Below are 23,055 nucleotides of genomic sequence, written 5' to 3'. Positions count from 1 at the left end.
ATAGAATTTTGTAGTCATCACAAACATCACTGATTTGAAGAAAGTTAAAGAATTTCTCGAGCAAAACGGCTTCTCAAATTCACGTAATAACGACTATATCAATTGGGAAATCGGTATAATTTTAGAGGATTTGCATGATGAAAATGTACTTACAAACAACGGAATCTTATTTTTTATAGATACAGTGTTTTACTTAACGGAAGAATTTTGGAAAGATTAAATTGCTCAATTTTTCTATCTTAGTTTCAGCAAAACAAATTATTTTATGACCGACCACTTTTCAAGTGTAACAACAAAGGCCAACTTTGATTCAGTTCAAATAAAAAACGACAAAAAAACAATTCGCTCTTGGGCCTTTTTTGATTGGGCAAACTCTGCGTATAATCTGGTAATCACTTCCACTATTTTTCCAGCATATTACACCATCATCACTACAACAAAAGAACATGGTGATAAAGTAACGTTCTTCGGTAGAACTTTTACTAACACCGCTTTGTCTAACTATGCACTTTCGGTGGCTTATTTGGTTATGGTGTTGTTGCTGCCTATACTTTCATCGGTTGCAGATAGTAGGGGTAAGAAGAAATTTTTCATGATGCTTTTCACTTATATTGGTGCTTTAGCTTGCATTGGCTTGTATTTCTTTAAACTCGATACGCTAGAGTTTGGCATTATTTGTTTTGCCATTGCAGCAATGGGTTACGTGGGAGGTGTGATGTTTAATAACTCTTATCTGCCCGAAATTGCCTCGGTTGATCAGCAAGATTCCGTGAGTGCTAAAGGCTATTCTTTTGGATACATAGGAAGTGTGATTTTGCAGTTGATTTGTTTTGTGTTCGTGCTAAAACAAGAGTGGTTCGGCATTACTGATGATTCTTTTCCTCCGAGATTATCTTTCTTACTAGTAGGAGTTTGGTGGATTATTTTTGCCCAAATTCCTTTTAAAAAATTACCTGTTGATCAACCCAATCCTAAATATGATGGCGTGAATGTTTTTAAAAGTGGCTTTTTGGAACTCAGTAAGGTTTGGAAACAAATTAAGGGAATGAAGTTTTTGAAAAATTACCTGCTTGCTTTCTTCTTTTACTCCATGGGCGTACAAACCATTATGCTTGCTGCAGCAGGTTTTGGCGAAAAAACGTTGCATTTGGGTACTTCAAAGCTTATCGCCGTCATTTTGATTATTCAATTAGTGGCAATTTTAGGTGCGGTAATGATGTCTTCGCTATCCAGAAGAATAGGGAATATTAACGTATTAGCCATTGTGGTCTTTATTTGGATCGGCACCTGCTTTTGTGCTTATTTTATCACCAACGAATATCAATTTTATGGATTAGCTGCTGTAGTTGGCTTAATTATGGGTGGTATACAATCGCTATCCCGATCAACCTATTCTAAATACATACCAGCAGACACAAAAGATACGGCATCATTTTTCAGCTTTTACGACGCCACGGAGAAGCTTTCCATCGTAATTGGCTTGTTCAGTTTTGCCATTATTGAAGAGCTTACCAACAACATGAGAAATTCTATTATTGCTTTAGCTTCGTTTTTTGTAATAGGATTGATATTTTTGCTGCTCTTAAAACGAGTTCAGCCTTCATCTGTTACGGTTGACGAACGTGCTTAGGGCTATACGAAAAGATATCTGATGAAAGTTGAATTATTTATTCCCTGTTTTGTAGATCAATTATACCCTGAAACTGCCTTTAACACCATCAAGGTGTTAGAGAAAGCTGGCTGTGAAATAGTTTACAATCCTAAACAAACTTGTTGTGGGCAACCTGCTTATAACGCCGGTTACTGGGAGGAAGCCAAAGAAATAGGAACTAAGTTTTTAAATGATTTTTCTGAACATCAGTATATCGTTGCCCCGTCAGCATCTTGTGTAGGGATGGTGAAAAATGGCTTTAACGATTTGTTTACCAATACCATTGTACATAATAAATGCCGCAGTTTGCAAAGTAATATTTTTGAACTATCTGATTTTCTTATCAACGTGCTAAAGAAAGATTATTTTGGTGCCGAGTTGGAGGGAAAAGCAGTTTATCACGATTCATGCAGCGGTTTAAGAGAGTGCAAAATTAAAGACGAACCTCGCCAACTATTATCAAGAGTAATTGGATTGGAGATGTTAGAGATGAAAGACACCGACATGTGCTGCGGTTTTGGAGGAACTTTTGCTGTGAAATTTGATGCCATATCATCGGCGATGGCTGAACAAAAGGTAAACAATGCATTGGAAATGGACGCAGACTATATCATTTCTACCGATCTCTCTTGTTTAATGCACCTGGATGGCTACATTCAGAAAAACAATCTTTCCATCAAGACCATGCATTTGGCCGATGTTTTAGCCAATGGCTGGTTGGAAAGCACTGAATATTAAGGTATCAGTGTATTGTAAAACTCTAGTTATAAACGAAATAATTAACCTTTTTTAACACGATATCGCATCGCTTTCATTTAGATTTGCATTGCTTATTATCTTAAACAAAATGAAAAGAACATTTATTGCTTTTTTAAGTGCAATGGCCCTTACGATTGGTGCTCAAGCGCAAAAAAAATCGGGTGCTATCCAGTATCAAACCTCTATAGATCCAATAGCGATGGCTGAAGCTAGTGGTTTCCCAATTAGCGAAGAAATGAAGGCAAGAATGCCTAAATCTATAAAAGCCAATTACGAGTTGTTGTACAATGCTACAAATGCCAGCTTTATGCCGGTAACAGAAACTGAAGATAGCAATAGCGGTGGTGGTGGACAGCCTAACATGGGTCGTATGATGATGCGTTTCGGCGGATTCGGTGGCGGCAACAAGGAGTACTATTACACTTTCGCTGATCAAAAAGTGGTTGAGGTATTTGACTTGATGGATACAACTTATGTAATGCCTACCAAATTGACTGTAAACGTGGTTAACCCAATGATGGGTAGACAAAATGGTGGCGGAAATCAAAGTCAAACAACCAGTGCAGTACAATTTTTAAACGTTCCGCCTACAGTTGAAGTGATTAAATCAGATGAAACTAAAAAAATTGTGAATTTGAACTGCAACAAGGTTACTATTAAAACTACGCGTAAAGCAACAGTTTTAGGTATGGAAAAAGATATCACAGATGAAACTGTTTTATGGTACACTAATGATTTAGGTTTTAGTTTTTCGCCTGATCCAAATCTATGGACAGAAGGTACCGTGTTGGCTATTGAAAAAAAGGGTGGAGGCATGTTGGCTACTAGCATCGAGTACAGAGGTGTGAGTTCAAAAGATGTGTCTGCACCAAAAAAGGCGATTTCGATTACACCTGAGCAATATCAGGCGAAGCAAGCTGCAATGATGGCTAGGTTTAGAAATAATGGTAACCGCCAAGGTGGTTCTATGAGAATTAATTAATTTTTCCATTTATATTTTCTGAAATGTCCTGATCGTTTGGTTGGGACATTTTTTTTATAAATTTATTTATAGTAAAAAGATATGATAAAAAGAAAGTTGGTTGTATTTACTGGTGCTGGCATCAGTGCTGAAAGTGGTTTGAAAACTTTCAGAGATGCAGATGGCTTATGGGAAGGATACGATGTGACCGAAGTAGCTACACCCGAAGCCTGGATACGAAATCCTGAACTAGTGCAGCGCTTTTATAATGAGCGTAGGAGACAAGTTTTAGCGGCTAGCCCGAACAATGCCCATTTAGCAATAGCAGCTTTACAACAAGATTTTGACGTAGAAATTATCACTCAAAATATTGATGATTTGCACGAACGAGCTGGTTCGAAAAAGGTCACACATTTACATGGTATTATTACTTATGCACAATCTAGCAAAAATCCTAACTTGATTTATCCAATTAATGGCGATGAGATTAACATGGATGAGGTGTGCGAGTTGGGATCTCCTTTAAGGCCGCATGTGGTTTGGTTTGGTGAGGCTGTGCCAATGATTGAAATTGCGGCAAAAATTTGTGCTAAGGCTGATGTTTTTGTACTCATCGGCAGTTCGTTGGCAGTGTATCCTGCGGCTGGCTTGGTTCATTATGTACGTAGTAAAACACCAAAATTCATCATTGATCCTAAAATTCCAGACATAGGCGGATTGAGTAATGTTACAAAGATTTCTAAAAGCGCCACTGAAGGAGTGAAAGATTTACTGAACTATCTGAAAATTTGAATTTCAAGAAAATAGTCGTATATTGGTGTGACAAAATTCTATGTTATGAAATCCATCAAATACGGTTATCCTGAAAATCGGCAAATGTTGGTTGCAGCTGAACCAGAAGCACTCTATGCTACCACTCCGAAATTGCAAATCTATCAGATCAAAAGCTTTATCCATCTAAATGATTTGCTGCCATTTAGTCAAGCGGAGTGGGCTGATATACTGCATATTAGCGATAGGACTTTACAGCGCTATCTAAAGGATGAAAAACCCTTTGAGGGCTTGCATGCTGAACACTTGCACCAACTTGAAAATATGGCTAGTTTGGCTAAGCAAGTAATTGGAAAACCTGATGCGGTAAAGAGTTGGCTATTGCAAAAAAAAGAAGTATTAGGTATAATTTTAGATTTTTCTTCATTGCGTTCTTTTTGGGGCGTAAAACGCATTAGCAATGAGTTGGGTCGTATAGCTCATGGGGTTTACATATGATTTTATATCGCCTCGCCAATATAGATTATATCGAAGATCGGGAGGGGATAGGTGCGAAATTGTTTGGCGGCCGTTGGAACGAAGTTAATTACCCTTGTGTATATGCCAGTGCAACGCTATCATTAGCATTGCTAGAAAAATTCGTTCATGCTCAATTTAAGGAACACATGCGTAACTTGGCGGTATTGGAAATTGAAATACTGAACGCAGACGATATTTTTCATGTGGATGAAACACGGCTACAAAAGGAATGGATTTCCGATGTCAACTATACACAGTGGATTGGTAAACAACTGCTTGAAGATTCCAGCGTCGTTGCGTTTTCTGTTCCGTCCGTTATCGTTCCTTCTGAAAGAAACTACGTCATCAATACGCAAGCGGATTCTTTCAGAGAAGTGAAATTTAAAAAGGTTTCAGATTTTTTTACCGATAATAGGTTAATGAATTCCCTATTTTGATGAACTGTTAAACAAGCGACTTAAATTAGGTTTAATGCCTATTGTAAGTGGCATAGTAGTAAAATTTCGGTTTTGTATTTTTTTAAATCCATTCATATAGCTTGCCTCAGTAAACAAAGATAAGCCTCCTAAGCTGTATTCTATGCCAGCACCCATCTCTAACATTGGCATTCCGTAGGTTTTATTAGAGGAAATCACCTGTTGCGTAACTGGGTTAACCTCAACTTTTGGAGTGAGTATAAATCCACCTCCAGCACCTGCGTACCCATAAAAGCCAAATTTCCCAGTAATTTTTCTGTAACCTAGTGCTACATTTAGTAAATAGGTAGTTGATCTGGCATTTTGCGCAGTATAAGTTAGTCCGTCATCGGGCGTAATTCCATTGTATGCAAAGGCGTGTAAATTAAATTTAGGATATAAAAATAGGCCTTTGCTGCCTAAGCCCAAGTTTACGCCTAATGTGGTGGATATTTTTGGGCTAAAAAAATCAGCAGTTTCGCCAATTGGTACCGAGGTGCCAATTCCACTTACTGTGTAAAGTTTGTCAGGTCTGGTTTGCCCTTTTGCAACTACAAATAAGATTGAAAATATTAGGATCGAAAGAAATGATTTACCCATGTTTTATTTTAGACTAGAACAATGGTTTCACACATTTGTTTGAACGCTGCAGACTTAGGGCTATTTCTCGGAAGGATTTTTTTTGTGCTCTAGAAGTTTGGATATCATCTTATCCATCCTGTCGTTTTTAGTTTTTTCCTGTTTTGCAGTGATGATCCACAGTACGTATTCTTTTTTGTGGGAGTACGCCAATTGATTGTAAAATCCAAAAGCTGTTGGATGTTTTAGCAGGTGAGCTCTTAAATCTTCTGGCAGTGTTACGATTTTATTAACCGGATCAATGTATTTTCCATACTCATTTTCTTTTAGCTCTGCGTTGCCTACACCAGATTTTTTTTGAGTGCCGGATGGCTTCACTCTTATTGCTGTCCAAATCTTATCAATAGCTGCAGAAGCACATGGGGCCAATTCGAAACTTTTAAGCTCGTCCCAAGATTGCATTAAATTTAAGTCGCTAGCAATTGAGGTTTTAGCTTTAGGATATAGGATCCACAGTATGATTTGTCCGTCGATCCAAGGTTGGATTTCTTTTAAAGCATGTATCATATCAGCCTTGTTAATAGCGAAAACTAAGTATGCCTGTAAATGAGGCTGCGTTATGTAGCTGAAATTTATTGATGTAGGAATGTCTCCGAATATAGCGGCAGCATTTTCTGGCGCATTTATTACACCTACGTTAAAACCAGGTCTAATCTGTAGTTTCTTTAAAAGTTGATTTTCCATCTCGTAACGCTAAATAATTATACTAGAGTTTCATTTTAGCAAAAAAATCCCAAAGTACTATTCCAGCAGATATTACAATGTTGAAAGAGTGTTTGGTTCCAAATTGAGGTATCTCGATACACTTGTCAATTTGTTGCATCGCTTCTTCGCTTACACCATTTACTTCGTTTCCGAATATAAGGACATACTTTTCCTGTAAGTTAGGCTGGTTTTTATTTAACATTGTGCTATTTTGAGCCTGTTCAATGGCAATAATTTGGTAGCCTAAACCTTTGTATTTTTCAATAGCTGTTAATGTGTCGTCTACATGCTCCCAAGCAACGGATTGAGTAGCACCCAACGCTGTTTTTTCTATTTCACGGTGAGGTGGTTGAGCTGTAATGCCACAAAGTACTACTTTTTCTACGGCAAATCCATCAGCTGTTCTGAAAACCGAACCCACATTGTGCATGCTACGCACATTATCCAGCATAATTACAACGGGTAATTTTTCCTGCGCCTTAAATCCTTCTATATCTACTCTGTTGAGTTCTTCTAACTTTAATTTTTTCATCTCTATTCTATACTATTGCTGCAAACTTTCCTTTAACTAATTCTCATAGCCACTAATAACTTTCGGCCCATCACCAATTTCCTCCACATATATGGTGGCGTAGTAACCTACTTTACTGAAATAGTATTCGGACAGATGTGTCGCAAAATCTTCCTCAAAACCTTTTTCTAGTAGCGCAATGGCACAACCTCCAAATCCAGCTCCAGTCATGCGGGCACCAATAACGTGTTGGTAACTAACACAAAAATCTACAATGGTGTCAAGTTCTTTTCCGCTTACTTCGTAAAGTTCTTTTAAGGATTGATGCGATGCGTACATTAATTTTCCGAAAGAATGTAGGTTGCCCTCTGCTAATAGTTTAGCTGCCGAAATTACCCTGTCATTCTCTTTGACAACGTGAGAGGCTCGTTTTAGTAAAGTCTCGTCAACAATTAAATGTTGGTGTAAAGCAAATTTTTCAGCACTTAAGTCGCAGAGGTTGTTGATGTTAATTTCCCGTTGCAGGTACTGCAGGGCTTTTTGGCATTCTTGCACTCGCTCATTATATTTTGAATCGGCAAGTGTACGATGTTTATTGGTGTTAATAATTGCAAGTGAATATTCCTGTAAATTGCAAGCTACAATTTTATGCTTCAAGGTATTGCAGTTTAAAACGATAGCGCTATCCTTTTCACCAAATGCAACTGCAAATTGGTCCATAATACCAGAATTTACACCGATAAAATTGTTTTCTACTGTCTTGCACAACTTTACCAAGTTCAACTTATCTAAGCCTAAATTATAAATTTTGTTCAACGCAAAAGCGGTTACCACTTCAATAGATGCCGAAGAGGAGAGTCCCGAGCCAATTGGGATATTACCGTAGTATAATAAATCCAGTCCGCCACATTGCCAATCGTAAGCTTTTTGCAACTCATTTATCACTCCTAATGGATAGTTAAACCATTCACTTGCTGTTTTTGAGAAAGAGCTTTGTGCGGGGATTTCCGCTTGTTCATCAAAGTTTAAACTACGAAATCTGATTACATTTTCATCGTTTTTACCTATACAAAGCCAAGTTCCCATAGTAATGGCACAGGGCATTACCAAACCACCATTATAATCTATATGTTCTCCAATTAAGTTAACCCGACCTGGAGCAAAAAACTCATATTGAGGTTTATAGCTGTAGTTTTCATAAAATATCTGGTCGAGTTGATTTTTCATTCTGAATATTTTAAATCAATATTGATGTAGTTTAAAACTCAGTATTGGTGTTTTTTAAGGTTCTTCTTGTTTAAAAATTACTTAACAATGAGTATAATTGTAAGCGCCAAACAGGCGTCTAAGATAGCAAAATGAAAGCAAACCAAATATCCACAGGTAAATTTGTAGATGGTAAAGAAGTATTTGCCATAGAACTGATTAACAGTCAAGGAACTTACGTAAAGATTTTCAACTACGGAACCATTATCAATAAGTTTGTGGTTAAAAATGCGAAGGGTGAAGATCAGGATATTGTATTGGGGTTTGATGATTTCGATGGTTATATCAGTGAAGATTATTTGTCAAACTATCCCTACTTTGGAAGTATTGTTGGAAGATATGCAAATAGAATAAAAGGAGGGGAGTTCACTATTGATGGGACGAGTTATCAGTTGCCTAAAAATAACGGCGATGATTGTTTGCATGGTGGCTTACATGGTTTTGATCAAAAGGTTTGGGACATCGTGGAACTAAATGAGTCGCCGAATGCTTCTGTAACTTTTCACTACTACAGTATCGATGGTGAAGAGGGATTTCCGGGAGATTTGGCTGTACAGTTACAATTTACATTGACTGAAAATGACGAATTGATTTTGACTTACCAGGCCGATACTGACGAAGCGACCCCAATTAACTTAACGCACCATAGTTATTTTAATTTGTCCGCAGATAGTAATGACATCAGGTCCCACGTTCATCAAATGAATGCTTCTAATTGGTTGGAGCAAGATGAAAACTATGTGGTAACAGGTAAGCTGCTTCCTGTGGATGGATCGAACCACGATTTCAGAAAAGGAAAGACTTTTGAGGAGGGCTGGGACGAGGAAAACGGTTACGACCAAACCTATGTACTTGACAAAAACTATGGTGAACTAACATTGGCAAGCAAAACTTCTTCGGCAGACAGCGGACTTACGTTATCCGTTTATACTACTGAACCTGTGGCGCATTTGTACACCGCTAAATACACTGATGTTAAGAACGGAAAAGACGGAAAAAGCTATGGTAAGTTCAGTGCTTTCTGTGTAGAAACGCAACACGCACCAAATTCGCTAAATATTCCTGAGTTTCCTTCAACTATTCTGCAACCAGAGGAAGTTTATCATCAAACGACCATCTACAAGGTTAGCAAATAATTTTGCAAAGCTTAAACTATGAATATCATCTTAAAAGCGCTCAATAACAGGAAGTTTATACTCGGAGTTTGGCTTCTGCTGGCCATTTTTTTGGGTTTTAAACAATATCATAAGGGTTCGTACAATAATTACTTGATATTTAAGCATGTTTATCTACATGCCGTAGAGCGCCTAAACCTCTATGCAGAATATCCACAGCAATATGGAGACTCGAATCACTATGGGCCATTTTTCTCTTTGTTGATTGCACCATTTGCATTATTGCCTGATTACATAGGCACCATATTTTGGCAGATAGCAAATTCCCTATTTCTATTTTTAGCCATTAAACAACTACCATTAGGTGTGAGAAAGATAAATGCCGTTTACTGGATTGTTGCGCATGAATTAATGACCGCTTTGTTTAGTTTCCAATTTAACATTTCTATTGCTGCAATAATTGTATTGACGTTTGCTTTTATAGAACGTGGTAAAAATTTTTGGGCCGCCATGTTGATCATGCTTGGCACCTTTGTGAAACTTTATGGTATTGTAGGGCTGGCTTTCTTCTTTTTTGTGAAGAATAAATGGAGTTTTGTGCTTTCTTGTTTTTGCTGGGCCTTGATATTTTTTGTACTGCCGATGGTGTTTTTCTCGCCGACTTATATTTTGCAGTGCTATCAGGATTGGTACCAGTCGCTGGCAGAAAAACAGCAGTTGAATGCCAGTTTAACATCAATGCAGGATATTTCAGTGATGGGAATGGCAAGGCGAATTTCTGGAAATGTATATCTCTCCAATCTGCCATTCTTGGCTGGAGGTTTATTACTTTTTGTTTTGCCTTACCTCCGCATAAAAGCTTATGCTGATTTAAGTTTCAGATTGTTGTTGTTAGCTTCAACATTGATTTTTACGGTGATATTCAGTAATTCATCTGAGTCGCCTACTTACATTATAGCGTTTTTAGGCGTAGCAATTTGGTTTATAGTACAACCTCGGCCATTTAAATATTGGCAAATCGCACTATTTGTTTTTGCTTTATTGCTCACTAGTTTCTCTCCGTCAGATTTGTTCCCTAAATTTGTAAGGGAAAATTATATCAAACCTTATTCACTTAAAGCATTGCCTTGTTTAATAGTGTGGTTGGTAATTATTTACCAAATGATGTGTAGTAAATTTAACCAAACTGAACAATTGCATGCAGAATAAGTTAGTTTCTATTGTTATACCAGCTCACAACGAGGAAGAAAATATCGTTGTTATTGCTACACGTATTGAGCAAGTGTTAGCTGGGCTTTCTTACGACTATGAGATAATTATAGTTGACGATGGCTGTAGGGATAATACGTTGAGCGTGGTGCAGCAATTGGCCGCAAAAGATCCGAGAGTTTTTTTTATTGAACTTTCACGGAATTTTGGGCATCAATCTGCATTAAAAGCAGGACTTGACCACGCTCACGGAGATTGTGTGATTTCGTTAGATGCTGATTTGCAACACCCGCCTGAACTATTTGCCGAAATGTTGGAAAAATGGGAGGAAGGCTACGATGTGGTCTATACGCGAAGGGAAGAAGATCCTAACTTGCCATTGGCTAAGCGCAAAACTTCAATATATTTTTATAAACTACTGAATGCGCTTTCCGAAACTGAAATTGAAGCTGGTACTGCCGATTTTAGGCTGATGGATGCGAGAGTGGTTGAGGTATTTAGAAATTTCAAGGAAAACGATCTCTTTATTAGAGGAATGATCAAATGGTTAGGATTTAAGCAATACGCCATTGATTACATGCCGAACAAACGTTATGCTGGCGCCAGCAAGTACAATCTCAGGAAAATGCAGAAGCTTGCGGTTCAAGGTGTAACTTCGCTTAGTGTAAAACCATTACACATGGCAGTTTATCTCGGCTTCTTCATTTCTTGCTTGTCTCTGCTTTATGTTCCGTACGTTTTTTATGCCTATTTTTTCGCTAAACACGTTAATGGCTGGGCTTCGCTTATTGTAACCGTGGCATTTTTTGGAGGATTACAATTGGTAATTTTAGGCATTATCGGCATTTATATAGGAAAGATGTTCATGCAAGGCAAAAATCGCCCTACTTATATCATCAGATCAACTAATATTAAGTAGACATGGTGTTATTAAGTTTCGATATAGAAGAATTTGATATGCCTTTTGAATATGGTAAGGATATCTCTTTTGAAGACCAAATCAGTATATCCGTAGCCGGTTGCCATATCATTTTGGACTTACTGAAGAAACATCAATTTAAGGCTACGTTTTTTTCTACTGCAACTTTTGCTATCAATGCACCCGAAATCATCGCCCGGATAAAAGCCGATGGACATGAGTTGGCTTCTCACACCTATTATCATTCAAAATTTGAGGATGCAGATCTTCTAAAGTCGAAGGAGAAATTGGAGGAACTTTCAGGACTACCTGTCACTGGCTTTAGAATGCCCAGAATGGCGCCAGTAAGTGATGAGGAAATTGAAAAGGCAGGATATACTTACAACAGTTCCATCAATCCAACTTTGTTGCCAGGTAGGTACAACAACTTGCATATTTCACGTACTTATTATAAGCTAGGAAACGTAATGCAGTTACCAGCTTCCGTAACGCCAATTTTCCGTATTCCGCTTTTTTGGCTTTCTTTCCATAATTTTCCGTTATGGTACTACAAACACGTTTTTAATAAAGCTTATCGTAAAGATGGTTACGTCAACATTTACTTCCATCCGTGGGAGTTTTATGATTTAAACGACAAACAGCGCTTTGGCTTCCCTGGCTATGTAAGTAGAAATACTGGATTAAAGATGAAAGACAGGTTGGATCAACTGATGGCGTGGATCAATCGCAATCAATATCCAACATCAACTATTGCGTCGTTTTTAGAAAGTGTTGATTAACTTTCCTTTTCGGCTGGTGCTTTTACCGTTTTAAACGTGAAATACGTTTGGCAAAAATAAGCATACAAAGATAGTAGCACAATAATTAAGGCTTGTGAAGGCGTAGCCCAAAATCCTAAATATCCCACTAACAAATGAAGTAGAAGATAATCGAATATGATGCTGCTAATGGTAACGAATGCATAGCGGAAAAGCTGCACATGGCTTTGTAAATTAGATTGCTGGAAAACTACAAACTTATTAAGTATAAATCCTACAGGAAAACTTACAGAAAGTGCGATAATATAGGCGGCAATATATCTAGTTACTGGATAGGTTAACAGGTAAACTGTTTCATTAATAAAAATAAAGTTATAAGCCAGATAAAAGATTAATAGATTTAACACTGCATTGCTTCCGCCACATACCGCATATCTGAAAGTTTGTAAATCAAATATTTTTCTAAATGGCGGATAAAAAAAATCGATTATAGGAAGCAATATGGCTCGTAAACCTTTGGCAAAATTCATCTGTCAGTTAAATTCTTTCTAATGTCGTTGTGATGGCTTTTTCTACAATAGCATTTGGATTGGTGCTAAACTCAAACTTTACTCTACTAGCTAAAATTGCATTGATTGATAGTGCTTTATGACCAAGTGTATTGGCTAGAGCATAAATTCCGGCTGTTTCCATTTCCAGGTTGGTAATGCGTTGGTTTTTACTGTTAAACGAGTTTAATTTTCCTATAAAATCGGTAATGGTACCCTTGGCTCTAACCTTTCTTCCTTGTGGGGCATAAAAACCTGGCGCTGTTGCAGTAATTCCAGTTGGCATATCGTGAGCAAATTGCTCAAGCAAACTTTTATCAGCTACATTAAGGTAAGGTTTGATACCATCGATGTTGCCAAAATGTGCATGGATATCATTGAGTAGTAGCTGCTCTTCTTCACCTAGGTGTTGTTCGTAGTAATGCATCAGTGCATCAAAACCTAAGCCATGAGATGAGGCTAAAATAGTTCCCATTGGTAGGTCAGGTTGTATAGCGCCCGAAGTGCCAATCCTAATCAAATTGAGTGATTTCAACTGCGGCTTAACAGTTCTAGAATCGAAATCGATATTTACTAAAGCATCCAATTCATTTAAAACAATATCGATATTGTCCGTGCCAATTCCGGTAGAAATTACCGTAAGTCGCTTACTTCCAATGTAACCTGTATGTGTAATAAACTCACGTTTCCCCTTCTTCAGTTCGATACGGTCAAAATGCTTACTTACTTCTGGAACCCTGTCTAAATCTCCAACCGTAATTACTGTATCAGCAATATCTTCAGGAAGTAAATTCAAGTGATAAATACTTCCGTCTTGGTTGATGATTAAATCTGCTTCTGATAATTTTGCTGATTGGTTCATTAGTACAATACTTGATTTGTTAATTGCTATTTGTTTAATTGGTCAGTCCACTAACACCTATCAACTAATCCCTGACACCTAATCCCTAACTAAACTGTGCCTAAATATACGGTTTTCAAACCTTCTACCTTGTCTAATTTGTTCAAAACTTGGTTTAGGTTTGATTTTCTAACTTCAAAAGTCATTTGGCATTGCGTATCAAAATGTTGACTTAGTACATTCAATTGTTCCTCTTTGATGATTTTCATTACATCATTCATAGCAAGGTAATCGAAGTTAACTTCGTACACATCGTTAACCGTTTTTTGAATAATGTTTGCTACACTGAGCGCTTCTTGTGTGGCTGATTTGTAGGCATTAATCAAACCCGGTACACCTAGTAATGTTCCTCCAAAATACCTCACCACCACTACCAAAATGTTAGTGACGTCTGCTGAAAGTAGCGCATTCAGAATTGGTCTTCCGGCAGTTCCAGAAGGTTCTCCGTCATCGTTAAAGCGATGTACATTTCGGTCGGGAGTTAAACGCATGGCCCAGCAAAAATGCCTAGCTTTGGCATGCTCATTTCTCAGTGTGGCGATAATTTCTTTTATCTCGTTTTCGGTTTTGATAGGGTAGGCGTAAGCTATAAACTTGCTACCTTTATCTCTAAAAATCCCCTCTGTAGCGTCGCTTATAGTTTGGTAGGTGTCGTTAAACAGCATATAATTTGGATAACGTAATTAAAATAATCGAAGCAAGAGCGAGTGCCAAGCCCACATAGTTCCAATTGCTTAGCTTTTCCCTAAAAATGAATATCCCGATTAAGCTTCCCGCAACAATTACGCCCATATTCATTGCCGCAAATACGGTTGATGGGTTATTTGACATGGAACGATGCGCTTCCAGATAGAATAAAATATTACCGAAGTTAAAGATTCCCAAAATGCAACCGCAAAAGAAATTAACCAGTTGAAGTTTTGTTTTCTTTTGAACGACAAGATATAGTAGATATAACATCGAAATTATGAAAGCAATAGTGTAGATGATAAATAGCGAGGTAGTGTAAGGCACCTCGGTAATTTGACTTACTATTTTAAAAAGGATATCAACTGCGCCAAAGCCAAGGAATACCAATAACAGATATAACCAACTTTTTTTACTGGTCATTCTATCGCTCTTGCGGTACATGGTGAAAATAATTGCCAAGAAGCCAAACACTACCGCTACTTCCTTATATCTATCAAAAGTATCGTTAAACAGAAAGTAAGCAGCACTAAGTGAAATAAATAAGGATAAACGTTGGGCAATATCGGTTCTGGCTAAGCCTGCTTTCCTAACAGATAATCCCAAAGCAAAAAATAACGTTGGTAATAATATCCCGAGAATATAGTAAGTGGGTGTAAGGGAATTCAGGGTAATTCTACTAAAATCAGGTTTAAAACAGATTAAACTTAAAATTATTGCGAATAAATAGTTCCAGGCAACGGCTTGTGTAATATTGATTTGATAGCGTTTGGCTAGTTTTAGAAGAACTCCAACTGTTACGCTACAAATTACGCTGAATACTAAGTAAATCATAAGTTATTTTGCCTTAAAATTTGCAATTTATCATTTCCCACTGGAATTTCTTCTATGATTTTTCCATTAACTTGTGGCGCTTTAATACCGCTTTCCCAATTCACGTTAGCGGTAAATATCCGGGCTTCGTCCCAAAGTCCATCTTTAATAAACTGTTGAAGTAAATTGGCGCCCCCTTCTATAATTACCGATTGTATATCCATCAGGTAAAGTTGGTAAGCAATTTTCTGAGGCAGGTAGAAGTGCATATCTTCCATCTGCACATAGTGAATGTTGTTAATTACCTCTGTTTTTACTTCGTTAAAAATGATGATTTTGGCATCACCATTAAAAATATGGTAATCTTTCGGGATAGATAAAGACTTGTCAATCACTATGCGTATTGGATTTTTACCTTTTACTTCACGGGTGTTCAGTTGTGGATTGTCAGCTAAAACCGTAGTCTTCCCAACTAAAATGGCATCTTCTTCGCTACGCCATTGATGGCTAAGTACTTTGGCTTCAGCGCCCGAAATCCAACGTTGTGTTTGATCTGAAGGTGCGAAAAATCCATCTAATGTTTGTGCCCATTTCAAAATGAGATAGGGGCGCTGCTGGGTAATTCTAGTGAAAAATCTACGGTTAACCGCCCTGCATTCTTCATCCAAAATGCCCGATATGGTTTCAATACCTGCATTTTTTAGTTTTTCAATTCCTTTGCCATTCACACTATCGAAAGGATCGGTATTGCCAATCACCACTTTTTTGAGTTTGTGTTTAACTAACAAATCAGCACAAGGAGGTGTTTTTCCAAAATGGGCGCAAGGCTCCAACGAAACATAGGCCGTAGCATTTGCCAAAAGAGATTCGGCTTGATCACCATGCTTCTGCAATACATCATTTATTGCATTTACTTCGGCATGTGCTTGCCCAAACTTTTGGTGATAACCTTCGCCAATAATTTGATCTTCATGAACGATCACACATCCAACCATCGGGTTGGGGCTAACGTTTCCTTTGCCTTTCAGAGCGAGTTCTAAGCATCGGCGCATGTAATGTTCATGGTTCATTGTTGCAAAAATAGTGTTTATTTTGGCATTTGCCGATGTCAAGTTTGAAGCATTAGTCACATTTTCGTACATTTAAAGCTTGTTTAAAATCGGTTACAAACTTTATTGATCGCATGCAACTATTTGAGCTGGCTCAGTTATATCAAGATAGATTGAATAAACTGTATGAGGGGGAGGAAGTGCAATCGCTGTTTTTAATGGCGATAGCCGATACGCTTGGTTACAGTCGAGGTGATTATTTGTTGAATAAAAAACAAATAGTGCCCGATACCGCCTTGCTTAGACTTAATAATATTGTAAAAGAGCTGGTGCTTGGAAAACCTATACAGTACATCATCGGCTATGCTGAATTTTACGGACTAAAATTTAACGTAAATCCATCAGTATTGATTCCCAGACCGGAAACGGAGGAATTGGTGGAATGGATTTTATCCAATTACAAAGTTTCTAATGAAGATAGGCTTCAATCTTCATTAAATATTTTGGACATTGGTACCGGTAGTGGGTGTATCGCTATAGCGTTGAAAAAACATTTGCCTAAGGCCCAAGTGTCGGCCATTGATATTTCAACTGCAGCTTTAACTACAGCAAAACAAAATGCTTTGCTGAATGAAGTTCCTGTTGTTTTTATTGAGGATGACATATTAGATTCGAAAATAGAAGCTAAGATGTTGAATTTAGATGTAATTGTGAGTAATCCGCCCTACATTAAAGAAGCGGAGAAATCTTCGATGCACGAGAATGTGTTAGCAAACGAACCACATACCGCATTGTTTGTAGCTAATGATCGGCCATTGATTTTCTACGAAGCCATTGCAGACTTTGGAAATAAGCACTTAAAGTCTGGCGGAAAACTGTTTTTCGAAATTAATGCGGAATTAGGAAAAGAAACAGTTAAAATGCTTCATTATAAAGGTTTTGAAGACATTGTCCTGAAGTTGGATATGCAGGGCAAAGATAGAATGGTTAGCGCCAAAAAAGCCAATTGATTTGGTACGTATGGGGTGCTTTAAGCTACTAAACCAACCCATGTCAAAACTTTTTCGCCTGTAACATTGTTGATAAAATGATTTTTAACCAATTAAATTAATTGTCATGAAACATTTAAAATCGATATCAGCAATATTGGGCGTTGTGCTATTTGCCAGTTGTGGCGTAAGCAAAAAGAAATATGCTGAGTTGCAAGGTAATTTTAACCAAGTGCAACAGCAATACAATGATCTTAATAAAAAGCTAGTAGGTACGGAATCGGAGCTATCAAATGCCAGGACTAGAATAACTAGTTTAGACGAGGCGATTGCTAGGGAACGTGCCAATGCGAAAGAACTTCAGGATGCTTTAAATAAATGTTTAAATGCAAGTAGTCAGGGTAATGTGAATATTTCTAAGCTTGTTGATGAGATTAACAGCTCGAACAAATACATTAAGGAGTTGATTGCAGCTAAGAATAAAAGCGATTCGCTTAATATGGTGCTGACTAACAATTTAACTAGATCTTTGAGTAGAGAAGAAATGAGCGATGTAGATGTACAAGTGCTCAAGGGTGTAGTGTATATCTCATTATCAGACAATATGTTGTATAAATCTGGAAGCTATGAAATTTCAGATAAAGCTGGTGCTACGTTAGCAAAAATTGCTAAAATCATCACAGACTATAAAGACTATGAAGTTTTAGTAGAAGGTAATACCGATAACGTTCCAATTAAAATGAGTAACATCAGAAACAACTGGGATTTAAGTGCTTTACGAGCTTCATCTGTAGTTCAAACTTTGCAGAATAATTATGGCGTAGATCCTAAGCGATTAACGGCAGGAGGTAGGGGCGAATACAACCCGATTGCTTCAAATGATAGTGCGGCAGGTAAGGCGAAGAACCGTCGTACGCAGATTATCATCACACCTAAATTGGATCAGTTTATGGATTTAATAGGTAAATCGGCAGAAAAGCCTGCTAATTAGTTTGTGAGCTAAAATTAGAAAGACTTTCAAGTATAAAAACCGTAGATATGCGCATCTACGGTTTTTTTATGCCCTAGGATGAAATTGGGTGATTACCGTTTTTAAATAATCGCGGTCCAAATGCATGTAAATTTCAGTGGTGGTAATGCTAGCATGTCCAAGCATTTCTTGAATCGCCCTCAAATCAGCGCCGCCTTCTATTAAATGAGTTGCAAATGAATGTCTCAAGGTGTGTGGGCTGATTACTTTATTGATCCCAGCAGCCACTGTTAACGATTTGATGAGGTTAAAGATAGCAATGCGGGAAAGCTTAGCACCAAAACGATTTAGGAAGATAAAATCCTCACTTCCTTTCTTTACCGTATGATGAACCCTCACTTCGTTGATATAAATTTTAATCAGTTTTAATGCCGTGGCGCCGATGGGAACAATTCGCTCTTTATTTCCTTTTCCAACTATTTTAATAAACTCGGTTTCCTCAAATAAATTAGAAATTTTAAGTTCAGTAAGTTCGCTTACTCGTAAACCACAGCTGTATAATGTTTCGATAATGGCCTTATTTCGCATGCCTTCTGGTCGGGAAGCATCTATTGCCGCAACCAATAAGTTGATTTCATGAACGCTCAAAGTATCTGGCAATTTTCTGGTTTTTTTTGGCGTTTCCAAAAGCTCGGAAGGATTTGTACTGATGATTTCCTCCTCGGCCAAGTACCAAAAAAATGATTTAATCCCCGAAATTACTCGGGCCTGAGTGCTTGCTTCGGCACCTAATTCGTTAAGCCAAGCTAAAAATTCTCTTAAATTTTTTAACTGAATTTGCTGAATTGATAATGAACTTTCTGTATAATCTAAGTACTGAAAGAGCTTCTCAACATCTCTAAGGTAAGCTGAAATGCTGTTTTCTGCTAGTGAACGCTCTAACTTTAAATAAGCGGCAAATCCTTTTAAATACGAGCTAGAGTTCATTTTATGCATTCTTTTTTATAACATTGTGTTGCACAACTGCTACAAAAATACGTTAGCTTTTCAGTTATCGAACACTAAAAGCATACTTATTCTTTTTTTTGCCGAAGTGTAGTACCAAAATACAGTTAAATGAAGATACAAATTATCAACGGGCCGAATTTAAACTTGTTGGGCCTACGCGAACCAACTATTTATGGATCAGAAAGTATTGACCAATATATCACAAAACTTAGGGAACAATATTCCATACTACAAATTGATTATTATCAAAGTAATGTCGAGGGGGAACTGATCAATAAATTGCACGAGGTTGGTTTTTCCTACGATGGTATCATCATCAATGCAGGAGGATATACACATACATCCGTTGCCATTGCCGATGCGATTGCTGCAATTAAAACGCCAGTAGTAGAAGTACATGTATCTAATATTTACGCCAGGGAAGAGTTTAGGCATGTATCGTTAACAGGAAAAAATTGTAAGGGCGTGCTCACGGGCTTTGGATTAAATGGTTACCGATTAGCATTGGAAAGTTTTTTATTTTAGTGTATCTTCAAAAAAAATACTTCATCAATAATTTAACGCAAATGAAAAAATTGTTCTCCCTATTGCTGCTTATTTTTAGCATCTCTTTCACGCAGGCTCAGGTAACATCTAAAACAATAAAACTGGATGAGAAAACTATCGTAAAAGACGAGAGTGGTAATATTTATCCTTTTAACCTTTGGAGAAAGTTTATGGAGACGGGGCAATACTCGTTGAAGTTGATTTCAGATAAGGACGCATTAACTCCAGAGTTTCAGCTGTTCCAGATGACTCCAGATCAAATTGAAGAGAGCAAAAAACAACGTTCGGAATATGCGTCGACACTGCCAAAACCCTCTTCAAGTAGGTCATTTAGAGATGGGCAGAAATTCCGTTTTGAAAACATGAAATACTTGAATGGTAATAAGTTCGATTCAAAAACTGATACAGGGAAAGTAGTGGTACTTAATTTTTGGTTCATTAACTGTCCACCTTGTAAAAAGGAAATTCCAGAATTAAATGAGCTGGTTGAAAAATATAAAGATAAGAATGTGATATTTATTGCTATTGCACTTGATGATGCCTACAGTCTAAATAAGTTTTTAAGAATGTCGCCATTTAACTATAATATCGTTGAAGATGGTACGTATTATTCACAAAAGTATGTGGTGAAAAGCTACCCTACACATGTTGTTGTTGGCAAAGATGGCAAAGTGAAATTTAGCACGTCGGGGCTGGGCCCAAATACAATTTATTGGGTAGATAAAACGATAAGCGCAGAGTTATAAGCGATTTATTTCGGAAAACTTTTTTTTATTTTTGATGAAGTAGCTCCAAACGATACTTGAGTTGTAAACTCCACTATGTTGTGATAATTTAACCTGTGGTTTTTTACGTTTAGCAGCTGTTTTAAAGAAATACTTAAAGAAATGACAATGCGCTTTACTGATAGCAAATACAAATTTCCATTGCCCCTTAAAAGCAAATTGAAACCACGCAGCTAAATCTATCCACAAACGCGAAAGTACTTTATAGAAAGCCTCCCAAAAAGGGAGGTTTTTTTGCATAATAATTAGGTTGTTTCTGAAATTAAGGTATGTTTTAAACGGGCTACCTACGTTTAGCGTTCCTCCACCAACATGATAAACCTCTGTTTTAGTACAGCAAAGTACCTTATAGCCCAAATTTTTCAAGCGCCAACACAAATCAATTTCTTCCATATGGGCAAATAAATCGGCATCCAATCCGCCAACTTCTTTCCAAATGCTTGCTTTTATAAAAAATGCTGCACCGCTTGCCCAAAAAACTTCAATATCACTATCATATTGGCCATTGTCTTCTTCTAGAGCATCAAACAACCTTCCCCTGCAAAACGTGTACCCGAAGCTGTCGATAAATCCACCTGCTGCGCCAGCGTGCTCAAAACTGTTTTTATTAGCATAAAGCTTAATCTTTGGTTGCGCTACTGCAACTTTCGAGTCGCTTTCCATAAGCTTGATTACCGGCGAAATCCAATTGCTCGGAACTTCAACATCTGAGTTAAGTAGCACAAAATAATCGGCATTTACTTGTTGTAAAGCTTTATTGTATCCTTCTGCAAATCCATAGTTTTGATCGTTAACAATGATGCCTAATTGTGGATATTGTTTTTTAATAAACGCTACGGAATCGTCGGTAGAAGCATTATCTGCCACAATAATTTTTAAATTGTCGTAGTCAGTCTGTACCACACTTGGCAAAAACTGTTCTAAAAGCTTTTGGCCATTCCAATTTAAAATTACTACAGCTACGCTAGGATTCATCTTTATCAATACAAATTAATGATTAGCCTTCCATCTATTGTGGCTCCAAAGCCAATATTGCGGTTCTTCCTTTATAGTGGCGGCCAAGTGTTTAAAAAATAGTTCTGTAATCTCAAATTCTCGGGTTGCCATAGGATTTAAGCACATTGGAACGCAGTCGATTTCGTAATAGCCACGCTTCTTTCTTCTAATATCGAAATAAAAGATTGGTCGGTTAGTTTGCTTAGCTATTTTCTCCAAACCCAATAAAACGGAAGTGGGCTGGTGCAAAAACTCAATGATATGCTGCACATCCGAAACTGTCGGACTTTGATCGCTGGCGAAACAGAACATACTAGCCTCTTTTCTCGTGGCTGCAACTGCTCGTAATGTTTGTCTCATAGGGACAAAAACGTTACCAAATTTTGTTCTAAGCGTGTTAAACCATTCCTCAAATACCTTATTGTTGATGGGTTTATAAATTACGTGTGGATTGATAGAAAATTTTAGGCCCGCCGCCATCATTCCGAGCTCCCAATTCCCATAATGCCCGCTGCAAGAGAGCACACTTTCTCCTTTTTCAAAATAAGCTTCAGCTAAATGAAAATTCGTCATTTTTACACGCTTTAACACCTCGGCTTTGCTTATAGAGCTCATTTTCAATATCTCCACCATTAAATCTGTTAAGTATTGATAAAATTTGCGCTCTATATCGATAATTTCTTTAATTGATTTTTCAGGGAAGGAGCGTGTTAAGTTTTTACGCACAATTTTCTTTCTGTAGCCTACAACGTAATAAACCAAGTAATAAAGCAGGCTAGATAAGCCAAATAAAAACCACAATGGTAAATACGATAGCAGATGCAAAAAAAAAGTACCTATTCGCAAAAAAACTTTTTTAATCATTAATTTGGCCAACTGAATTGCAAACTTAAAATATCAGATGCAAAATCAAGCTATATTTCCACTATTTTATCTGCCTCCCGTTAGTTATTTTACATTGCTAAAAGAAAATAACAACGAATTTGTATTAGAAAAATTTGAGCACTTCCCGAAACAGACCTTTCGAAACCGTGCCACCATAGCCTCACCGAACGGACGATTAGATTTGGCCGTACCCGTAGTTAAAGGTGCAAAAGTACATACGCCATACAAAGATGTTAAAATTAGTTACGAAGAGCGCTGGCAGCGTTTACATTGGTTGAGCCTTCAAAATTGCTATCGCAGTTCAGCATACTTTGAATTTTATGAAGATGGACTAGCGCCGTTTTACGAGAAAAAATATGACTATCTTTTTGACTACAATTATGAAATATTGAGCTGGTTAAACAAGCAGTTAAAGTTAAATGCCAATTTAATGACCACTTCAACTTACGATGAGGAAGTAAAATTGGATTATAGAGCTTCAATGACGAAGAGAGACGTGCCTGCAATACAAACAAAGTCGTATTTTCAGGTGTTCAGTGATAGAAATGATTTTATGACCAATTTGAGTATCGTTGATTTGTTGTTCAATCAGGGGCCACAAGCGAAGAATTATTTTTAAAATGTAAATGTAGGTTTGAGA

28 protein-coding genes are annotated in these 23,055 nt (G+C 37.4%); 16 read left to right on the top strand and 12 right to left on the bottom strand.

Annotation, left to right across the window (positions count from 1 at the left end; genetic code table 11):
* The first annotated feature begins 16 nt into the window (after positions 1-16).
* The 7 genes from ACY2A0_RS18700 (at position 17) to ACY2A0_RS18670 (ending at position 5,098) form a co-directional block, all read left to right on the top strand.
* On the top strand, positions 17-220 hold the full coding sequence (locus tag ACY2A0_RS18700) for a putative polyvalent protein kinase domain-containing protein (protein ID WP_461791081.1): 204 nt from the start codon (positions 17-19) through the stop codon (positions 218-220).
* Positions 221-265: 45 nt separating this feature from the next.
* Positions 266-1,630: an MFS transporter gene (locus tag ACY2A0_RS18695; protein ID WP_461790895.1), complete on the top strand. Its 1,365-nt coding sequence runs from the start codon at positions 266-268 to the stop codon at positions 1,628-1,630.
* Positions 1,631-1,651: 21 nt separating this feature from the next.
* Positions 1,652-2,389, top strand: coding sequence for a (Fe-S)-binding protein (locus ACY2A0_RS18690; RefSeq protein ID WP_461790894.1), 738 nt, complete (start codon positions 1,652-1,654; stop codon positions 2,387-2,389).
* Between the two features lie 109 nt (positions 2,390-2,498).
* Complete coding sequence (locus ACY2A0_RS18685; RefSeq protein ID WP_461790893.1) at positions 2,499-3,392, top strand: hypothetical protein; 894 nt, start codon at positions 2,499-2,501, stop codon at positions 3,390-3,392.
* Between the two features lie 81 nt (positions 3,393-3,473).
* Entirely contained in the window at positions 3,474-4,163 is a 690-nt protein-coding gene (locus ACY2A0_RS18680; protein ID WP_461790892.1) for an SIR2 family NAD-dependent protein deacylase, read from the top strand.
* A gap of 45 nt (positions 4,164-4,208) precedes the next feature.
* A complete protein-coding gene (locus tag ACY2A0_RS18675) occupies positions 4,209-4,640 on the top strand; it encodes an antitoxin Xre-like helix-turn-helix domain-containing protein (RefSeq protein WP_461790891.1) in 432 nt (143 codons plus the stop codon).
* On the top strand, positions 4,637-5,098 hold the full coding sequence (locus ACY2A0_RS18670) for an RES family NAD+ phosphorylase (protein WP_461790890.1): 462 nt from the start codon (positions 4,637-4,639) through the stop codon (positions 5,096-5,098). Before ACY2A0_RS18675 ends, ACY2A0_RS18670 begins: the two co-directional genes overlap by 4 nt.
* Here ACY2A0_RS18670 and ACY2A0_RS18665 read toward each other — a convergent pair.
* From ACY2A0_RS18665 to ACY2A0_RS18650, 4 genes are read right to left on the bottom strand one after another with little or no spacing between them, the layout of a single operon-like run.
* Positions 5,090-5,716, bottom strand: a complete 627-nt coding sequence (locus tag ACY2A0_RS18665; protein WP_461790889.1) for a hypothetical protein — start codon at positions 5,714-5,716, stop codon at positions 5,090-5,092. The genes ACY2A0_RS18670 and ACY2A0_RS18665 overlap by 9 nt on opposite strands.
* Positions 5,717-5,776: 60 nt before the next feature.
* On the bottom strand, positions 5,777-6,439 hold the full coding sequence (locus tag ACY2A0_RS18660) for a YdeI/OmpD-associated family protein (protein ID WP_461790888.1): 663 nt from the start codon (positions 6,437-6,439) through the stop codon (positions 5,777-5,779).
* Positions 6,440-6,461: 22 nt separating this feature from the next.
* Positions 6,462-6,992 (bottom strand): RNA methyltransferase, encoded by a 531-nt coding sequence (locus ACY2A0_RS18655; RefSeq protein ID WP_461790887.1) that lies wholly within the window; start codon positions 6,990-6,992, stop codon positions 6,462-6,464.
* Positions 6,993-7,028: 36 nt separating this feature from the next.
* Entirely contained in the window at positions 7,029-8,198 is a 1,170-nt protein-coding gene (locus tag ACY2A0_RS18650) for a galactokinase (RefSeq protein ID WP_461790886.1), read from the bottom strand.
* Positions 8,199-8,329: 131 nt separating this feature from the next.
* On the opposite strand from ACY2A0_RS18650, the gene ACY2A0_RS18645 reads away from it, so the two are divergent.
* From ACY2A0_RS18645 to ACY2A0_RS18630, 4 genes are read left to right on the top strand one after another with little or no spacing between them, the layout of a single operon-like run.
* Positions 8,330-9,373: an aldose epimerase family protein gene (locus tag ACY2A0_RS18645; RefSeq protein ID WP_461790885.1), complete on the top strand. Its 1,044-nt coding sequence runs from the start codon at positions 8,330-8,332 to the stop codon at positions 9,371-9,373.
* Between the two features lie 18 nt (positions 9,374-9,391).
* Positions 9,392-10,561, top strand: a complete 1,170-nt coding sequence (locus ACY2A0_RS18640) for a glycosyltransferase family 87 protein (RefSeq protein WP_461790884.1) — start codon at positions 9,392-9,394, stop codon at positions 10,559-10,561.
* Entirely contained in the window at positions 10,551-11,480 is a 930-nt protein-coding gene (locus ACY2A0_RS18635) for a glycosyltransferase family 2 protein (RefSeq protein ID WP_461790883.1), read from the top strand. The genes ACY2A0_RS18640 and ACY2A0_RS18635 overlap by 11 nt, the downstream gene beginning before the upstream one ends.
* A 2-nt stretch (positions 11,481-11,482) precedes the next feature.
* Complete coding sequence (locus ACY2A0_RS18630; RefSeq protein WP_461790882.1) at positions 11,483-12,259, top strand: polysaccharide deacetylase family protein; 777 nt, start codon at positions 11,483-11,485, stop codon at positions 12,257-12,259.
* Here ACY2A0_RS18630 and ACY2A0_RS18625 read toward each other — a convergent pair.
* The 5 genes from ACY2A0_RS18625 to ribD form a co-directional block, all read right to left on the bottom strand.
* A complete protein-coding gene (locus tag ACY2A0_RS18625) occupies positions 12,256-12,768 on the bottom strand; it encodes a GtrA family protein (protein ID WP_461790881.1) in 513 nt (170 codons plus the stop codon). The two genes, ACY2A0_RS18630 and ACY2A0_RS18625, sit on opposite strands and share 4 nt — an antisense overlap.
* A gap of 7 nt (positions 12,769-12,775) precedes the next feature.
* A complete protein-coding gene (locus tag ACY2A0_RS18620; protein ID WP_461790880.1) occupies positions 12,776-13,648 on the bottom strand; it encodes a nucleoside phosphorylase in 873 nt (290 codons plus the stop codon).
* 89 nt (positions 13,649-13,737) lie between these two features.
* Positions 13,738-14,352, bottom strand: coding sequence for an IMPACT family protein (locus ACY2A0_RS18615; RefSeq protein WP_461790879.1), 615 nt, complete (start codon positions 14,350-14,352; stop codon positions 13,738-13,740).
* Positions 14,342-15,208: an EamA family transporter gene (locus ACY2A0_RS18610; protein ID WP_461790878.1), complete on the bottom strand. Its 867-nt coding sequence runs from the start codon at positions 15,206-15,208 to the stop codon at positions 14,342-14,344. The genes ACY2A0_RS18615 and ACY2A0_RS18610 overlap by 11 nt, the downstream gene beginning before the upstream one ends.
* On the bottom strand, positions 15,205-16,257 hold the full coding sequence (gene ribD, locus ACY2A0_RS18605; protein WP_461790877.1) for a bifunctional diaminohydroxyphosphoribosylaminopyrimidine deaminase/5-amino-6-(5-phosphoribosylamino)uracil reductase RibD: 1,053 nt from the start codon (positions 16,255-16,257) through the stop codon (positions 15,205-15,207). The genes ACY2A0_RS18610 and ribD overlap by 4 nt, the downstream gene beginning before the upstream one ends.
* 113 nt (positions 16,258-16,370) lie before the next feature.
* Here ribD and prmC point away from each other — a divergent pair, with 113 nt between their 5' ends.
* Positions 16,371-17,246 (top strand): peptide chain release factor N(5)-glutamine methyltransferase, encoded by an 876-nt coding sequence (gene prmC / locus ACY2A0_RS18600; protein ID WP_461790876.1) that lies wholly within the window; start codon positions 16,371-16,373, stop codon positions 17,244-17,246.
* Between the two features lie 106 nt (positions 17,247-17,352).
* Positions 17,353-18,216: an OmpA/MotB family protein gene (locus ACY2A0_RS18595; protein WP_461790875.1), complete on the top strand. Its 864-nt coding sequence runs from the start codon at positions 17,353-17,355 to the stop codon at positions 18,214-18,216.
* A gap of 66 nt (positions 18,217-18,282) precedes the next feature.
* Here ACY2A0_RS18595 and xerD read toward each other — a convergent pair whose 3' ends face one another.
* Positions 18,283-19,182 carry a site-specific tyrosine recombinase XerD gene (gene xerD, locus ACY2A0_RS18590; RefSeq protein ID WP_461790874.1) on the bottom strand — a complete coding sequence of 300 codons (900 nt, stop codon included), beginning with the start codon at positions 19,180-19,182 and terminating at the stop codon, positions 18,283-18,285.
* Between the two features lie 129 nt (positions 19,183-19,311).
* On the opposite strand from xerD, the gene aroQ reads away from it, so the two are divergent.
* Together aroQ and ACY2A0_RS18580 are read left to right on the top strand one after the other, a co-directional pair.
* Complete coding sequence (aroQ, locus tag ACY2A0_RS18585; protein ID WP_461790873.1) at positions 19,312-19,728, top strand: type II 3-dehydroquinate dehydratase; 417 nt, start codon at positions 19,312-19,314, stop codon at positions 19,726-19,728.
* Positions 19,729-19,769: 41 nt separating this feature from the next.
* On the top strand, positions 19,770-20,495 hold the full coding sequence (locus tag ACY2A0_RS18580; RefSeq protein WP_461790872.1) for a TlpA family protein disulfide reductase: 726 nt from the start codon (positions 19,770-19,772) through the stop codon (positions 20,493-20,495).
* On the opposite strand, the gene ACY2A0_RS18575 is transcribed toward ACY2A0_RS18580, so the two are convergent.
* Positions 20,490-21,509: a glycosyltransferase family 2 protein gene (locus ACY2A0_RS18575; protein WP_461790871.1), complete on the bottom strand. Its 1,020-nt coding sequence runs from the start codon at positions 21,507-21,509 to the stop codon at positions 20,490-20,492. The genes ACY2A0_RS18580 and ACY2A0_RS18575 overlap by 6 nt on opposite strands.
* A gap of 15 nt (positions 21,510-21,524) precedes the next feature.
* Positions 21,525-22,394, bottom strand: a complete 870-nt coding sequence (locus ACY2A0_RS18570) for a lysophospholipid acyltransferase family protein (protein ID WP_461790870.1) — start codon at positions 22,392-22,394, stop codon at positions 21,525-21,527.
* Between the two features lie 37 nt (positions 22,395-22,431).
* On the opposite strand from ACY2A0_RS18570, the gene ACY2A0_RS18565 reads away from it, so the two are divergent.
* Positions 22,432-23,034 (top strand): WbqC family protein, encoded by a 603-nt coding sequence (locus ACY2A0_RS18565; protein WP_461790869.1) that lies wholly within the window; start codon positions 22,432-22,434, stop codon positions 23,032-23,034.
* Positions 23,035-23,055: the final 21 nt, after the last annotated feature.

This window comes from Pedobacter sp. (genome assembly GCF_965249885.1).
In the GTDB taxonomy this organism is placed as follows: Bacteria; Bacteroidota; Bacteroidia; order Sphingobacteriales; family Sphingobacteriaceae; genus Pedobacter.
The sequence above is the reverse complement of the archived record's forward strand: the minus strand, read 5'-3'. Positions and strand labels throughout refer to the sequence as shown.